Raw genomic sequence first — 15616 nt, forward strand, 5'->3', positions numbered from 1 at the left:
AGTTGTTGTCCAGTGACTGACACCTGTTGTAAATAACAGCAGGAGTCGGCTTTCTGATATGGAAATTTTAAAGGTTATTCATTCCATAAGACATCCTACAATTAATAGAAGTTGAAATGGTCAAGATTTAGAGAGTATTGACCATGCACCTCTGGAGTGAAAACGCTTGCAGATTCCGACAAAACCATTTTTGAGAAAAGTTGAAATGAAGCCTAGGAATCAAAGGAAGTCAATAATATGTTCAGGGGTGATTTAATGGAGCTAAAGAAAGAGCAATTAGGCCATGCAATGAAGGGAAGTTATCGCTGGAAAGTAATTATCCCAATGTTATTCGTCATGTATATGTTGGCATACATCGATCGGACCAATATATCATTTGCTATGACAGAGATGCAGAAAACATTTGCTATAACATCAACGGTAAGTGGATTTATTGCAGGGATATTCTTTTGCGGATACATTTTATTAATGGCACCGATTGGACATTTAGCAAGCAGGAAAAGCGCACGAAATATTGTTGTTATTCTTGGCTTGTTAACGGGTGTTCTTTCGAGTATGCAGGGGCTGGCTAACTCTATTGAGATGTTAATTGGTATTCGTTTCTTGTTAGGGCTTGTTGAAGGTGGAATTTATCCAGCAATGGGTGTTTTAATAGCAAACTGGTTTCCTCAACATGAACGTGGTCGAGCTACAGGTATTTTCTTTTTATACGTTACAGTTGCCCCTTTAATAATGTCACCAATATCAGGGTATATTGTGTCAAATATTCACTGGTTTGGTTTAGAGAGTTGGCGATGGGTATTTATGACCCAAGGGATTCCTGTAATTTTGATAACGTTCCTTTTTCTCTACCTAATTCCAGATAGTCCGTTAAAAGCTTCAAAAAAACGAATCAGCGATCAGGAACGGGCTTATTTATTAGAACAACAAGCGATTGAAGCAAGCAGGCCGAAAGTAATTCAGGAAAAAACATACTGGAAAGCGGCTTTGAATCGTAATTTCATTTTTGTTTCACTTGCTTATTTTATGGGTGGAGGAGTTGGAAACTACGGAATTATTATGTGGTTGCCGGTCATTATTAAGGAGTTTTCGGCTTTAGGGTATACAACAGTTGGTTTTCTATCTGCAATTCCATGGTTAATTGGTACCATTGGAATGATTTCAGTAGGGATTATCAATGATAAGCTTGGTAATAAACGATTATTGTTGTTTTGTTTAAATGCCATTGCAGGAGTTTCGCTACTTTCCGCGATACTTGCTCTTAATTATAATATCTGGTTGGCTATTTCCTTAATCAGTATTACTATTGTTGGCGGAATGTCTTCTTCTGCTGTCTTTATGACATTGGTTGCTGAAATATTACCGTCAAATATGATGGGTGGAATGATGGGGCTTTGGAATGCGTTTGGCAATATAGGCGGCTTCGTTGGACCATTCGTTGTTGGTGCACTCATGGCAGGAGGCAGTAGTTTGCTTGGGGTAGGTTTCTTATCAGGCTGTTATATTGCTGCTTGTATACTAGTGTTATTGATTAAATTGCAGAAAAAAGAAGCTATTGAATTACAGCAAAAAGAAGCGTGATTATGTATGACATCTTTGGAGGAGGGGCAAGCATAGAACGAACACCTTAAAAGGATTTGCTCAAGTAAACTCCAAACTGCAGCTGGTATGGAAGGGCTTCATTCCCCTTTAATTTAAATAATATTCCCAATCTTCAGTCTAATAATTGTGTACATTCATTTTAGGGGTTATTTAATGGGGGAGTATATTAGGAGAAATAGGCGAATTTGAACAGATAATAAATCAAGAGAATCTAGAAAAATTTATTCAATTTGCAGATAAATCAAAGATAATGTAATCAATGAATACTTGAATAAGTTTATCTATTAAGAGCGGCAATTGCCCGCTCTTTTGTTGTTTCTATATCAGTGCCGACTACATCTTCCCCTAAATAATTACAATATGATGCTTCTTCAACGTGAAAATTTAAATACACCTCCATATTAACAAAAAGAAAAGCGGAGAATATTTGAATTCTTCCGCTTCTTGCACTTATTAATCTTTTTCTTCATCTTTTGGCAATATGTCTATTTTAAAAGCATATTCCATCATTCTTGCAAACGATAAGAAACGTGGATCTTCCAATGGTTTTTTTCCAATCATCCAATACATCATTCGTAATTTTCCTAGGGAATCAAAAGCATGATCTCGTTGTTTTGAAATAAAACATTTTTCTGAAAAACAAAATTCTTCGGCCATCATTTCTTCAACTACATCTCGATTAATAACAACGGCGTTTTGTACATCAATATATTCCATTTAAATCCCCTCTATAATACATATTAGCGAATAACCAAATTGGTTAAAAGCTAAAGAGGAGGGGGTACCAGGTACTTAATTAACCATGATACCAACCTGTTTTAATGTTAATGGTAACAAAGGGATACCATTTTCCTTTTCCGCCAAATTGCACGTAGCATACATAGCGCCCTTCATTAGAGAAATAATCGGCTTTTACTAGTTTCATTTTGTCATTCTTTGAAAGATAGTATTTCTTTAAGCTTTTTATAACTTCATCTTTAACGCCAGGTGTCCATTTATATGGATCAGCAAAGTGTAATTCGTGGGTTTTAACCCAACCAGTTTTATTATTGTATTTAATCTTAGACCAACCGTATTGCTGATAACCATACCAGTCGTCTTGATCTTTTCCAACTGCTACAGCACCATAAACATTAACGACTGAACCTTCTTTTATTTTTCCTAAAGTCTTATAAGATGTTCCTGCAGAAGATTTTACGGAAAGTGTTTTAGTAGCATAAGCTTTGTCGTAGCTTGCAGCTTGAGCCGGTGTAGTATTTGCGCTCACGAAAAGTAATAGCACACAAATACTCGCAAAAATAGATATAATTTTTTTCATTACCAAATCTCCTTTTAGTATAGTAGTTATAATTCTGGTCAAAAGGACTAGAAGTTATTTCTATTATATATAAAACTACCCAATAATTCTAAACTATTTTAATAATTAAGTAACAAACGGGGGTCTAAAGACTTATCTTTTGCGTCTTTAACTCTTTCAACATAATACCAATTTAGTTGAAAGAGTAGTGGAGAAAATAGAAAGTTCAATTGTATATAAACGATTAGGCAGTGATTGGTACGTAATCTCTTATAAGGATGGAAGTCACATGGTATATGAAAAAGCGATTATTGGTGAGGATATTATTTCTACAGTAGTAATAACGTATCCATCTAGTAAACAAGAGTATTATGGGCCGATGATCACGCGGATTTTAAGAACCTTTAAAGGCGGACAAATGGAATTGTCTTGGTAAGTTATTAGTTATACTATAAAAACAGAGGCATTAGATCAATTTAAAACAATATAGTTTTTTTCGTGGCACTTTAAATATGTTGGTAGTTCTAAACAAAAAATATTTACAACATTTGTTAGAGTGTGCATCAGCCCCCATGTGGAGTGAGTAGCAATACTAAATTATAAAAACACACCCTACCCTCATCTCAATTAATATTCATTGATTAAGATTGCACAGAAATTGCACAGAATTTCTAGAAACAATGGAATTAAGAGAATCTGTTTGTATAATTAAACATTTGGAACTTGAATTATTGGAATTAATGGATTCTATTTATACAAAAATGCTGTATAAAAGATCGTTTAGAAAATTGACAGGGTGGGGGTCGGGGGTTCAAGTCCCTCACAGATCATCATTTAAACAAGGCTCAAATCCTTTTGTATCAAGGGTTTGGGCTTATTCTTTGTTTTCTGAAATATTCATTTTATCCATGTGTTTTTATACATTGCACAAAGACTACATAGAAATTGTGCTATATAGTTGATATGTCTTACAGTCGTAAGGACCTCATTGTTTATTGTTATGTATTTTTTGTCCATTATGTCTAGAGGTGGTCATCAAACTGATTAATAGAAACAAACCAGTCCATGTGGCGAGCTCTTGAGCCGTATAGACCTTTATTATGAAAAAAATCAGATTTTCTAGGGTAACGGTAGTTTCCTTGAATAAGCATGTTCCCATTTAGGAACAAATATGCTGTAATAGTGATAGAATAATAGTTCATCCTGTTCTAAGAGTTGAAGAAGCGAGGAATTGATAGTGAAAAAATTTAAGAAGTTTTACTTAGAGATTACAAGTGTGTGTAATCTTGCATGCAGCTTTTGTCCGCCAACAGAACGACAGAAGCAATTCATTTCTGTGGAGGATTTTTCTAAGAGATTAGACCAAATTAAACCGCACACAGACTATATTTATTTACATGTAAAAGGTGAGCCGCTGCTCCATCCTAAAATAGACCAATTGTTAGACTTAAGTCATGAAAAAGGGTTTAAAGTCAATATCACAACCAATGGAACATTAATTAATAAAAAGAGGGAGAAATTATTAAACAAGCCTGCGCTAAGGCAAATGAATTTCTCACTCCATAGCTTTGATGGCCATATTGGTTCTAAAGATAAGGAAGGGTATGTGAGAAGCATCATTTCTTTTATTAAAGAAGCAACGAGCCAATCAGAGATGATTGTTTCCCTAAGATTATGGAACCTTACACAAGACAATACGACAAATATTGAAAGAAAACGAAATAGAGAATTACTAGAAATTATTGAGAAAGAATTTGATTTAGATTACAAAATTGAAGAGAAGGTCGTACCAGGAAGCGGCGTGAAAATTGCGGAACGCATCTTCATTAATCAAGATTACGAGTTTCAGTGGCCTGCGTTACATGAAGAAGAAGATGATGGGAAGGGCTTCTGCTATGGCATGCGAAATCAAGCCGGGATTTTAGCAAATGGAACGGTTATCCCTTGTTGTCTGGATGGTGAGGGAGTTATTAATCTTGGAAATATTAATGATCATTCATTTTCTGATATTATCGAGATGGACAGAGCCAAAAACCTTGTAGATGGTTTTTCACGAAGAGTGGCAGTGGAGGAACTATGTAGAAAATGCGGGTATCGCAAAAGGTTTGGAAAATAGATAGGCAAATAGCTTGGATTTAGTAAGTTAGATAGAGTCATTCTAACTCATTCCCTCATTTAGATATAACGCGGTGAACCTTATCACAAGTGATAGTAAACAAGAAAATAGAATTTAAATAAATATATTTATGAAGACAAGTTTAAAAAAAGCTTGTCTTTTTTTTATGAACAATGAAAAAACCCGTACTATTTTTCTACCCAAACACTTTTTTTAATTACAAAAAGCGTCCTGCTATTTTCAAGTACTATAATATACGTTGATAAATTTCATTCATGAAGTGAAAGTGTATGAGGGGGGCGACATCTTTGATCATCACACTTACTAGGTTCCTAATAGGTATATTACTAGGGTTTATTGCGCCCAAATTTAGCAACAATGTTCCGATGTTAATTTTAAAAAAGTGCAATGATTCTCACCCCAATTATGGCGGATGCTATTTTGCTAATTGGATGATTTCTGATAAAGGTTGCTTAAAGCTTTTTTATGAGCTTAGCGGTCTTTTGTCATTTTATGTATAAGTTATATACATACTATCATTATGATAATACCTGGAGGAGAGTATGAAGAAGAGCAAACTTAGTTTACAAGCCATTATTATTATATTTGTATGTATTGTCGTGGCTTTATCACTTGGAATAACGGATTTAATCATAAGCAAAAGAATTACCTCCAGTGTGGAAGACACCGAAAAAGAAAAGGCCCTTAATGTAGCAAAGATGGTTTCCTTAAGCCCGCTGGTGATTGATGATTTGGAAAGATTAACCAATACATCAGAAATACAAGCTTTTGCCAACCAAATTAAGGATAAAACAAATGTTAATTTTGTTGTTGTGATGGACATGAAAGGAATACGGCTTTCCCATCCGGATCCTAGTGAAGTAGGGAAGCTTTTTAGGGGAGGAGATGAAGGGCCTGTCCTACAAGGGAAAGAGTACGTATCAATCTCAAAAGGCATACTAGGACCATCCATGAGGGCGTTTACTCCAATAAAGAATTCTCAAGGAAAACAAGTCGGTGCAGTTGCTGTAGGAATTTCCTTAGAAAACGTAACAATGGCTGTACATAAAGGTCGAATGGGTATGGTTATTGGTACCTTAATCGGATTATTGATTGGCGTGGTTGGCGCAGTAGGGCTTGCGAGATACATCAAAAAAATCCTTTTAGGACTCGAACCGCCCGCTATTGCCAGGTTGCTTGAAGAACGTAGTTCCATGCTTCAGTCTGTGCGTGAGGGAATAATAGCCATTGACCAGGGAGGAAAAATCACCCTTGTAAACAAGGCGGCCCGTAAGCTCTTTAAAAAAGCTGGACTTGAAGAGAATCCTATGGGAATGAACATCGAAGAATATTTGCCAGAGACTAGGTTAACTCGCATTGTAAAATCGGGTAAAACGGAAATAAATCAAGAACAGAACCTGCATGGAGTTACTATTTTAGTAAATACGGTACCGGTGGTTGTGAAGAATCAACCGGTAGGGGTAATTGCTACATTCCGTGATAAAACAGAGGTTCAAGTTTTGGCCGAACAGCTCACAGGTGTGCGTAACTATGCGGATGCTCTCCGTGCCCAGGCACATGAATTCATGAACAAACTTCATGTCATCCTTGGCCTAGTTCGAACTGAACAATATGATGCACTTGCTAACTATGTGAGTGAAACGGTTAACCACCGGGAAACAGAAATGGGCTTTATGATGAAGAAAATTCAAGACCCTGTTCTTGCTGGATTTTTAATTGGTAAACTAAGCTTTGCTAGAGAATCAGGTGCTTCTTTATTATTTGATTGTGCAAGTAAAATCCCCAAGCCTGCAAACCCGGAAATCACACATGAGCTGATAACGATCATTGGAAATCTCTTCGATAACGCAATGGATGCAATTGCGGACAGTCCAAATAAAAAAGTCGACCTTAAACTTGATTATGCAGAGGATATTTTAACAATCGAGGTTAAAGACACAGGAGTGGGAATGACGAAATCACTCCAAAATAAAATACTGGATAAAGGCTTCTCTACGAAAGGAGACAACCGAGGGTTCGGATTATATCTTTTGGCGCAGGCAATTGAAAAACTAGAGGGGGACATGATTATTTCGTCCAAGCCAGGAAAGGGAACAAATTTTGCCGTGTATATACCGTATAAAGCAGAGGATGAACAGAATGATTAATGTAATGATTGTCGAAGATGACCCGATGGTAGCAGAAATCAATAAACAATATCTTGCCAAAATTGATGGATTCCGGTTGGCTGCAACAGTCCATTCAGTCGCTGAAGCCATCCGATTTTTGGGAAAGTATGATATTCAGCTCATTCTCCTAGATATTTTTATGCCAGGAAAGCAGGGGCTAGAGCTGTTAGCGTATCTTCGGGAAAATGATCTTGAAATTGATGTCATCATCATTTCAGCGGCCTCAGATCTTGAAAGAATTAAGAGGGCATTAAGGTATGGTGTTGTCGACTATTTAATTAAGCCTTTCGAGTTTGAACGGTTTAACGCTGCACTTGCTGCCTATCTTGAGCAAGCCCGGTTCATTGGTAAACAGGATTCGGTTAGTCAGCAAGAGCTCGATAACTTACTTTGGCACAGAGAAGAAGCCGTAATCGCAGAGGAACTTCCAAAGGGATTAGCGAAGGATACCTTAAAGCAGGTATGGGATGCCATTCAAGAGTTGAAACGAGGACCTTTTTCCACTGACGAAGTAGCGAATGTTGTAGGAATATCAAGGGTTTCAGCAAGAAAGTACCTTAACTTTCTAAAGGACTTAGGAATACTTGAAGTCAAGGTGATCCATGGAACAATTGGAAGGCCTGTGTATCAGCATGAATTTAACCCATTTAAAGAACACTTAATAAAAAATTTTCTGTAAGCAGTTTTTGAAGCTGCTTACTTTTTTTATTTACAAAAAGAATTACTAAACTTTCATAAACTATGAAAACGCTTTACATGGGAATATGATAGACATGTAACAACATAAAGGGGGATTAAAACATAGCACAGCCTGAAAGAAAATCGGAATCTCTCTCCCTAATAACTGGATAAATCGGAAAAAATAATAGGTTTTTGCAAGATTAAAAAAACGATTTTAGGAGGATTAAACATGCAAATTCCAATTAAGAAAACGCTTGATAAGATTCCAGGTGGTATGATGGTTGTTCCACTTTTTTTAGGAGTATTAACTAATACATTTTTTCCGCAATTTTTAGAAATTGGAGGTTTTACAACGGCATTATTCAGTAAAGAAGCCTCATCAACAATTTTGGCATGTTTTATGTTTTTAATTGGTTCACAAATTAATTTCAAATTAGCACCAAAGGCATTAAAAAAAGGTGCCATATTAATAACAGGAAAATTTATAGTAGGTGCTGGTATAGGTATAACTGTAGCCATGCTTTTTGGACCTGCTGGAATACTAGGATTATCACCATTAGCCATCCTTGCAGCGTTATTAAATGCTAATGGTGGATTATATGCATCTCTTGCTTCATCGTATGGTGACGAAACGGATGTAGGGGCATATGCGGTATTTTCTTTAAAAGATGGTCCATTTTTCACATTAGTTGCATTAGGTGCATCAGGCCTTGCCTCCATTCCTTTTGAAGCGCTTATAGGAGTATTAATTCCAATAATAATAGGAATGATTTTGGGGAATATTGATCCTGATATGAGAAAGTTCCTTGGAAGCAGTAAATTATTATTAATTCCATTCTTCTCATTCCCATTAGGTGCAGGAATGAATCTTTCAACTATTCTAGAAGCGGGAGGTCCTGGTATCTTACTAGGATTAATAGCTGCCTTCACTGGAATTGGAGCTTACGTACTTTTGAAGTTATTTAAAGAAAATCCTATAGTTGGTTTAGCAACAGGGTCAACAGCTGGAAATGCTGTAGCTACACCAGCTGTTGTTGCAGCAGCAGATCCTACCTTAGCTTCAATAGCACCAGGAGCTACTGCACAAGTTGCAGCAGCGTGTGTAATATCTGCAATAATCTGTCCGATTATTGTTAGCTATGTATTTAAAATGTCCGAAAAGAAAAAAGCTAAAAAATCAATTTCAAGTGCAGCATGATAAAAAGTAAATTTATAACACGGAAAAGTAAGAAATCTATGTTCCGGTATTGTTCGAATAGCTATTTTAAGATAGAAGGAAGAAGGAAACACCATGAATGTACCTGAGAATGTTAGTACTACAACATCAAAAGGAAAAGAAGTTCATTTCATTTCCTTGTTGATTACTTTAGCTGTAGGCGTAATGATTTGGTCTATTGGTGCACCTCAGGGTCTAGATGAAAAAGCCTGGCACTTATTTGCCATCTTTGTGGTAACAATTATTGGATTAATTATTAAACCATCGCAGCAGGAACGCCATCCATGCTAACTGCTTTGATTTTAGGGTTTTTCGGTAACTTGTTCGGATGTCTGACCCATTACGGCTCCGGTCCCGCTGCTGTATTCTTTGGTTCAGGCTATGTTTCGCAAGATAAATGGTGATTAATCGGATTTGGCGTTTCAGTCATTCATATTATTATTTGGGGTGTTGTTGGAGGACTCTGGTGGAAAGTACTTGGTTTATGGTAAAAAATAAACTAAAATAAACTTTTATATTGGTTCAAAAGGGAGATTTTTATGTCAAATATAGGTTTTCGTGTTTTTGAAGACATTCAAAGACCATCAACGGAGTTAATTCTAGGTTTTGCAGGTATGCAAGCTGCCAACGTTGGGGATTGTATGAATAAAATGGCTGCAATTGACTCATCTATTCAAAAAGTCAATAAACAAAATTTGCTTGGATCAGCCTATACCGTTAAAGTGCCAAGCGGGGACAATCTATTAATTTTTCTTGCTATTGAAAGAGCACAGCCGGGCGATATCCTTGTCATTGATGGAGAAGGATGTATGGATCGAGCACTAGTGGGAGAAGTTCTGTCGAAGCTTGCACAATCAAAAAAATTAGGTGGCTTCCTAATTGATGGTTGTATTAGGGATTACGAAGTATTAAGTCAAATGGACTTACCTATTTTTGCGAAAGGACGAACACCGAATGGTCCTTATAGAAATGGTCCAGGAGAGATAAATGTTCCTGTTAGTATTGGAGGAAAGATTGTTTGTCCTGGAGATATCATCATAGGAGATGATGATGGCGTTATCATTATAAAGCCCGAAGAGGCAAAAGAATTACAACAAAAAGTGTTGGAGCTCCAGAATAGAGAAGCAGCTATCTTAGAAAAAATAGAAAAAGGAAAAGGCTTAGATTTAAATTGGGTTTATGAAAAATTAAATCAAAAGCATTGTGAATTCATTAAAAAGTAATTCATAAATAGGTTATAAAATGATTGCGGGTTATTGCTATCTGGCACATTTCAGAGAGAACATCTACAAATGGACAGGACACAAGTATTTAGCACGCTAATTAATACAATGACAAAACGATAATATTAAACAGTCCGACCCCGATTTCGTTAAAGTGCACTTTTGCGATTTCGAGGTCTTTTTCCTGTTGAACCCTTTTCAATCCAATGTTCTTTCAATTTTCTTTTTTAGCAAAGCTTTATTTTAACTCGAACAGTGGAATGCTGGTGGATGAGGTGGGTTTTAGCAGGAGATTATTTTGGTTGTACAGAGATTGTGAAGTTAAAATAAACATTTACGATTCGTTTGATAAAAAGTGCTTAAGCATGGTATAAGTGTAAAGGAAGCAGAGACATTTTGCTTTTTAATTTTGGGACAAGGGGTTGGCCTGGTATCCCATCATGAGAGGATTTGAATTTGAATATGATAGATAATTTTTGGCGTGATTTACCACGACCTTTTTTTATACTGGCACCAATGGAAGATGTGACGGATGTTGTTTTTCGTCATGTAGTGAGTGAAGCAGCTAGACCGGATGTTTTTTTTACAGAGTTTACAAACTCGGAGAGCTATTGTCACCCAGAGGGGATCCGTAGTGTGCGTGGGCGTTTGGCTTTTACAGAGGATGAACAACCAATTGTAGCCCATATATGGGGCGATAAGCCTGAAAATTTTCGGCAAATGAGTATTGGTATGGCGAAACTTGGATTTAGGGGAGTGGATATCAATATGGGCTGTCCTGTACCTAATGTGACACAGCATGGGAAGGGAAGCGGCCTTATCCGTCGTCCAGAAGTTGCAGCGGATTTAATACAAGCAGCAAAAGCAGGAGGATTGCCCGTAAGTGTAAAGACAAGGCTTGGTTACACGGAGGTAGACGAATGGCGCGACTGGCTGACACACATATTGAAACAAGACATTGTGAATCTTTCCATTCATCTGCGTACAAGAAAGGAAATGAGCAAAGTAGATGCTCATTGGGAACTAATCCCGGAGATTAAGAAACTTCGTGACGAGGTGGCACCGGATACACTCTTGACAATCAATGGGGATATCCCTGACCGTCAAACTGGCTTAAAGCTTGCTCAACAATACGGTATTGATGGGGTTATGATTGGGCGTGGTATTTTCAATAATCCATTTGCCTTTGAAAAAGAGCCGAAAGATCATAATAGTAAGGAATTGCTTGATCTCTTAAGGTTGCATCTGGATCTCCATGATAAATATTCAGAATTAGAACTGCGTTCGTTCAAGGCTCTTCATCGCTTTTTTAAGATTTATGTCAAAGGATTCCGAGGGGCGAGTGAATTAAGAAATCAATTAATGAACACAGCGTCAACAGATGAAGTGCATGCGTTGCTCGATAACTTTGAGTCAAAGAATCTTACTGGAATGGGACAACAGTAGAAGTGTCCCAATTCAAGGTGAAAGAGAAGTAGGACGTTAAACTGGTGTGTCCCCATTATACGTAATTGGCTGGTGTGAAGACGGTATTGAACCGGACTCATGCCCGCCAATTTTTGCTTTATACGTTTGTTATTATAGTAATCTATATTAGGTTATGAATTGCAAATTAAAAGTACGCAAATGGGGAAAATCATTATTTCTCCATTTTCTTGTTTTGATTTATAAACAGAATTCCTTCACTTTTAACCTAGCATTTTTTCAAATTTGCTCACTGTTTCTATTTGCATGACCGAGATGTTCGCTGACAATTTTGAGATTGATGCCTTGTTTCATTAATAGCGTTGCATTGGTATGTCGTAAGCTATGAATAGATATTCTCTTCACTTCTGCTTTTTTGATTAATCGAATGGGGTTTTTATAAAGAACTGTGATGAAATTTGCTACTACTTTGGTTATATTAAATGTTGTATATCATTAAAGGATGAGGGAATATAATGTCAACTAAAACAAAAGCGTCAAAAAAAATTGCTAGATATTCATTAATTATTATGGGGGTAGGTTATATTGCAACCACACCATTTGAAGGTTCATTGTGGGGTGGTTTATTACACGGAGGTTTTGAAGCTGGGCTTGTTGGTGGATTAGCCGATTGGTTTGCAGTTACTGCACTATTTCGCCGCCCGCTTGGATTACCCATCCCCCATACAGCTTTACTGCCCAATAATCGTAAGAGAATGTCAAATGCACTTGTTTCGGTAGTGAAAAATGACTGGCTTTCTAAGGAAAGCATCCAAGAAAAAGTAAAACACATTCCTTTTACAGAAAAGCTAATCGCCATCATAGCTGAACAGATGCAAACAGATTCTTTTAGAAAAGGTCTTGTTCAATTGATTAAAAAACTGATTCGTTACATAGACGTTGAAAAGCTTACACCTTTCATTAAAAAACAAATAACCTCGACGCTTGCTAACGTTGAAATGAGAAAATTTCTTCAAGTCATAAGCTCACAGCTAATTAATGAACAGGTTGATAAGAAAGCTCTGGATCATATTTTGAAAAAAGCTGAGGCTTGGTTAAGAAAAGAACAGACTATTCACCGGTTAGGCACTGTTTCTATGAATATCATCAACAAGATTGAAGCAGATGGCATGCTGCAGTTTGTTCTTAAGTCTATTCAAGGTTTACTGAACGAGGAAAAACTCGGCAATATTGTGCAAAATCTATTACTAAGTGTGGTCAATAGTTTGAAACACGAGGGTGAAACGAATCGAGAAGCTTTACTCTTATATATCCGGAAAGAGTTACAAGGTATAAATGATAACCGCGAACTAGTAGAAAGCGTTGAGAAATGGAAAAATCAACTGCTGGCGAAATGGGAGCCTGATCAAACAATAACGGAAAGTCTGCAACAAATTCAAGAAAAAGCATTAGTTTTCGTAGAAGATAAAGATTTTATGGATACTTATCTTATTCCATTGATGAACCGCATACTAGACAACATCCAAGAAAATAGCGCCAATATTGATCATTGGATACAAAAACAAATAGCCGTGCTCGTTGAAAATAATCATTCACAAATTGGCAATCTTGTACAAGAGAATTTAGATAAGTTAGACAATGAAACACTTGTGGATATGATAGAAAATAATATAGGAAAAGATCTACAGTGGATTCGTGTTAACGGAGCAGTTTGTGGGTTTGTAATAGGGATTTTCCTAACAGGTGTACAAGCTCTGTTTAGACTAGTATAGTATCCTTTAGTACGAATCAAGTTTACTGATTCGTTTCTCTCGATTTATCAGGGGTAACTAGAAAGAAACGGTTATAACAACTAAAGAACATCGTTCAATACTGTTTTCTCTATCCTCATCTAAAAAGAAAAGTGAGCGTACCTTATTCTTATTAGATGATGTAATATTAGTACTGAATCTACTGTACAATTCAAGTAATTTCATTTTCAGTATTAATACAGATAGAGGAGTTTTCTATGAAAGAGTATTTTACTATTGGAGAAGTATCAAGGCTATTCAAAGTCAAAATTGCAACACTTAGGTATTATGATGAGATTGGTCTCTTACGTCCAGAATTTATTGATGAAAAGAACAACTATAGATATTATTCGACACAACAGTTTGAAAGGTTGAATTCAATAAAATATTTGAGGGCGTTAGATTTGCCAATAAGCGAGATTAAAGATTTTTTTAACTATCGGGAAATTAATACTCTAGTTGAGATGTTAAAAAAACAAAAGGATGAAGTAGCTAAAAAAAAGAGAGAATTAGAAATAATTGAAACCAAAATCCTACGCCGTCTAGTACAAATTGAAGATGCCGTCAGTACAACTCTAGATAAAATATCGGAAGTAAAACTTCCTGAAATGCGTGTAGCATATTTACGCCATGAATATGTTATTGGAGATGACATTGAACTACCCATTACAGAATTAAGGAATAGCTATGGGATAAATGGAGAAATCTTTTTAGGGAAAATCGGAGTCTCGATTTCGGTTTCTAATTTAAGTGTAAATAATTTTGATAAATATTCAAGTGTTTTCATGGTGCTTGAAGAAGGAGATCAGATAGCTCCATCTTCGGTTATTATACCAGAGAGAGACTATTTAAGAATTCGATTTAAAGGAACTCATATGGATGCGGCAGCCTATTATACAAGATTGTTAACCTATATGAAAGAGTATAATTATGAACTGATAGACGATTCTATTGAAATAACACTGATTGATTATGGCATTACGAATGATAAAGATAAATATGTTACGGAAATTTTATTGCCGTACACCCGCACATAAATTTTAATCATTTATTGATAATAGCCACTTGACCCTCTAGTTACTAGAGGGTTTATTTTTGTTTTTAGATTCTAATAAGAAACACCACTTAGAGAAAAGGAGATAAATGTATGTTTGGAACAATATTTAATACTATGATGATCATAATGGGGAGCATTATTGGAAGCATTTTTAAAAAGGGGATAAAAGATGAATATCATGAAATCCTTATGCAGGCTATGGGATTAGCAGCTATGGGATTAGGAATTAATGCATTAGTACAGCATTTGCCTTCCAGTAAATATCCAGTTCTTTTTATTGTAAGTTTAGCCATAGGGGGATTACTTGGTGAAAAACTTAAGTTGGAATCGAGGTTTAATACGTTAGTTAATAAATATTCTAAGGGTAATTTAGCTGAAGGGTTATCAACTGCTATTTTATTATTTTGTATTGGGACATTATCTATTTTAGGTCCTGTAGAAGCAGCGTTAAAGGGAGATTATACGTATCTCCTTGCAAATGGTATGTTGGATGGCATTACTTCGATTGTTTTAGCCTCCACTTTTGGAATTGGAATAGCTTTTGCGGGCATAGTATTATTCGCATGGCAAGGTTCCATTTATTTAATTGCTATTTTAATGGAGAATTCCTTAAGTAATGATCTCCTGAATGAAGTAACTATTGTAGGGGGAATATTGATTTTAGCGTCAGGATTAAGTATTTTGGGGATCAAGAAATGTAATACTTTAAATCTTTTACCCTCATTAATGATTCCTCCTATTGTATTTTTGATTATTCATTTAGCCCATTTATAATGTTTGTGAAATGTTTTACTTAAACAAACGGGGCAAGAGCTAAAGTTCACTGAATGGTGCTAACAAACAAGTTAGTTTAATAAGAATAATTTTTCTAAAACCCTTATTCTTATTTTTATATGGTATGGATAGGCTACACTTAGTTGGACAGAAATTTTAAGGTCAAGTAGACTACAGTTAATATAAACGAGGAGAACCTACCATGACCAAAAGAGAGCGGAGAACATTTACACAAGAATTTAAACA

15 protein-coding genes and 2 pseudogenes are annotated in these 15616 nt (G+C 36.0%); 13 read left to right on the forward strand and 4 right to left on the reverse strand.

Annotated features, from left to right (window positions below; translation table 11 throughout):
- Positions 1 to 255 precede the first annotated feature (255 nt).
- Positions 256 to 1581, forward strand: a complete 1326-nt coding sequence (locus ACE199_RS20600) for an MFS transporter (protein WP_375351404.1) — start codon at positions 256 to 258, stop codon at positions 1579 to 1581.
- Positions 1582 to 2055: 474 nt separating this feature from the next.
- On the opposite strand, the gene ACE199_RS20605 is transcribed toward ACE199_RS20600, so the two are convergent.
- Positions 2056 to 2319, reverse strand: coding sequence for a hypothetical protein (locus tag ACE199_RS20605; RefSeq protein ID WP_375351405.1), 264 nt, complete (start codon positions 2317 to 2319; stop codon positions 2056 to 2058).
- Positions 2320 to 2398: 79 nt separating this feature from the next.
- Positions 2399 to 2920, reverse strand: a complete 522-nt coding sequence (locus ACE199_RS20610) for an SH3 domain-containing protein (protein ID WP_375351406.1) — start codon at positions 2918 to 2920, stop codon at positions 2399 to 2401.
- Positions 2921 to 3107: 187 nt separating this feature from the next.
- On the opposite strand from ACE199_RS20610, the gene ACE199_RS20615 reads away from it, so the two are divergent.
- The 9 genes and pseudogenes from ACE199_RS20615 (at position 3108) to ACE199_RS20655 (ending at position 11770) form a co-directional block, all read left to right on the forward strand.
- Positions 3108 to 3335: a hypothetical protein gene (locus ACE199_RS20615; protein ID WP_375351407.1), complete on the forward strand. Its 228-nt coding sequence runs from the start codon at positions 3108 to 3110 to the stop codon at positions 3333 to 3335.
- Positions 3336 to 4136: 801 nt separating this feature from the next.
- Positions 4137 to 5015, forward strand: coding sequence for a radical SAM/SPASM domain-containing protein (locus ACE199_RS20620; protein ID WP_127760257.1), 879 nt, complete (start codon positions 4137 to 4139; stop codon positions 5013 to 5015).
- Between the two features lie 563 nt (positions 5016 to 5578).
- Positions 5579 to 7183 (forward strand): DcuS/MalK family sensor histidine kinase, encoded by a 1605-nt coding sequence (gene dcuS / locus ACE199_RS20625; protein ID WP_375351408.1) that lies wholly within the window; start codon positions 5579 to 5581, stop codon positions 7181 to 7183.
- Entirely contained in the window at positions 7176 to 7883 is a 708-nt protein-coding gene (locus ACE199_RS20630) for a response regulator (RefSeq protein WP_375351410.1), read from the forward strand. Before dcuS ends, ACE199_RS20630 begins: the two co-directional genes overlap by 8 nt.
- 231 nt (positions 7884 to 8114) lie before the next feature.
- Positions 8115 to 9083 carry a 2-keto-3-deoxygluconate permease gene (locus ACE199_RS20635; protein ID WP_375351411.1) on the forward strand — a complete coding sequence of 323 codons (969 nt, stop codon included), beginning with the start codon at positions 8115 to 8117 and terminating at the stop codon, positions 9081 to 9083.
- Between the two features lie 183 nt (positions 9084 to 9266).
- Positions 9267 to 9392, forward strand: a complete 126-nt coding sequence (locus tag ACE199_RS20640) for an anion permease (protein ID WP_375351416.1) — start codon at positions 9267 to 9269, stop codon at positions 9390 to 9392.
- Positions 9365 to 9592, forward strand: a pseudogene (locus ACE199_RS20645) (anion permease); the annotation flags it as partial. The gene ACE199_RS20640 and the pseudogene ACE199_RS20645, both read left to right, overlap by 28 nt.
- A gap of 48 nt (positions 9593 to 9640) precedes the next feature.
- Positions 9641 to 10324: an RraA family protein gene (locus ACE199_RS20650; RefSeq protein WP_375351412.1), complete on the forward strand. Its 684-nt coding sequence runs from the start codon at positions 9641 to 9643 to the stop codon at positions 10322 to 10324.
- Positions 10325 to 10786: 462 nt separating this feature from the next.
- Positions 10787 to 11770: a tRNA dihydrouridine synthase gene (locus tag ACE199_RS20655; protein WP_375351417.1), complete on the forward strand. Its 984-nt coding sequence runs from the start codon at positions 10787 to 10789 to the stop codon at positions 11768 to 11770.
- Here ACE199_RS20655 and ACE199_RS20660 read toward each other — a convergent pair.
- A complete protein-coding gene (locus ACE199_RS20660; protein ID WP_375351419.1) occupies positions 11680 to 11916 on the reverse strand; it encodes an IS3 family transposase in 237 nt (78 codons plus the stop codon). The two genes, ACE199_RS20655 and ACE199_RS20660, sit on opposite strands and share 91 nt — an antisense overlap.
- 133 nt (positions 11917 to 12049) lie before the next feature.
- Positions 12050 to 12172, reverse strand: a pseudogene (locus ACE199_RS20665) (tyrosine-type recombinase/integrase); the annotation flags it as partial.
- Between the two features lie 92 nt (positions 12173 to 12264).
- Here ACE199_RS20665 and ACE199_RS20670 point away from each other — a divergent pair.
- The 3 genes from ACE199_RS20670 to ACE199_RS20680 all read left to right on the forward strand — a co-directional run bounded on the left by ACE199_RS20670 (position 12265) and on the right by ACE199_RS20680 (position 15370).
- Positions 12265 to 13521: a DUF445 domain-containing protein gene (locus tag ACE199_RS20670; protein ID WP_375351413.1), complete on the forward strand. Its 1257-nt coding sequence runs from the start codon at positions 12265 to 12267 to the stop codon at positions 13519 to 13521.
- Positions 13522 to 13757: 236 nt separating this feature from the next.
- A complete protein-coding gene (locus tag ACE199_RS20675) occupies positions 13758 to 14576 on the forward strand; it encodes a MerR family transcriptional regulator (RefSeq protein WP_375351414.1) in 819 nt (272 codons plus the stop codon).
- A 110-nt stretch (positions 14577 to 14686) separates the two neighbouring features.
- Positions 14687 to 15370, forward strand: a complete 684-nt coding sequence (locus ACE199_RS20680; RefSeq protein ID WP_127760264.1) for a DUF554 domain-containing protein — start codon at positions 14687 to 14689, stop codon at positions 15368 to 15370.
- The last annotated feature ends 246 nt before the right edge of the window (positions 15371 to 15616 follow it).

The organism is Peribacillus sp. Hz7, from assembly GCF_042136355.1.
In the GTDB taxonomy this organism is placed as follows: domain Bacteria; phylum Bacillota; class Bacilli; order Bacillales; family DSM-1321; genus Peribacillus; species Peribacillus asahii_A.

What these genes read in the sequence shown, in the direction of transcription:
- ACE199_RS20605 (WP_375351405.1), bottom strand. Translation starts at nt 2,319, where the DNA reads ATGGAATATATTGATGTACAAAACGCCGTTGTTATTAATCGAGATGTA.
- ACE199_RS20635 (WP_375351411.1), top strand. Translation starts at nt 8,115, where the DNA reads ATGCAAATTCCAATTAAGAAAACGCTTGATAAGATTCCAGGTGGTATG.
- ACE199_RS20655 (WP_375351417.1), top strand. Translation starts at nt 10,787, where the DNA reads ATGATAGATAATTTTTGGCGTGATTTACCACGACCTTTTTTTATACTG.
- ACE199_RS20680 (WP_127760264.1), top strand. Translation starts at nt 14,687, where the DNA reads ATGTTTGGAACAATATTTAATACTATGATGATCATAATGGGGAGCATT.
- ACE199_RS20600 (WP_375351404.1), top strand. Translation starts at nt 256, where the DNA reads ATGGAGCTAAAGAAAGAGCAATTAGGCCATGCAATGAAGGGAAGTTAT.
- ACE199_RS20675 (WP_375351414.1), top strand. Translation starts at nt 13,758, where the DNA reads ATGAAAGAGTATTTTACTATTGGAGAAGTATCAAGGCTATTCAAAGTC.
- ACE199_RS20670 (WP_375351413.1), top strand. Translation starts at nt 12,265, where the DNA reads ATGTCAACTAAAACAAAAGCGTCAAAAAAAATTGCTAGATATTCATTA.
- dcuS (WP_375351408.1), top strand. Translation starts at nt 5,579, where the DNA reads ATGAAGAAGAGCAAACTTAGTTTACAAGCCATTATTATTATATTTGTA.
- ACE199_RS20650 (WP_375351412.1), top strand. Translation starts at nt 9,641, where the DNA reads ATGTCAAATATAGGTTTTCGTGTTTTTGAAGACATTCAAAGACCATCA.
- ACE199_RS20640 (WP_375351416.1), top strand. Translation starts at nt 9,267, where the DNA reads ATGATTTGGTCTATTGGTGCACCTCAGGGTCTAGATGAAAAAGCCTGG.
- ACE199_RS20610 (WP_375351406.1), bottom strand. Translation starts at nt 2,920, where the DNA reads ATGAAAAAAATTATATCTATTTTTGCGAGTATTTGTGTGCTATTACTT.
- ACE199_RS20630 (WP_375351410.1), top strand. Translation starts at nt 7,176, where the DNA reads ATGATTAATGTAATGATTGTCGAAGATGACCCGATGGTAGCAGAAATC.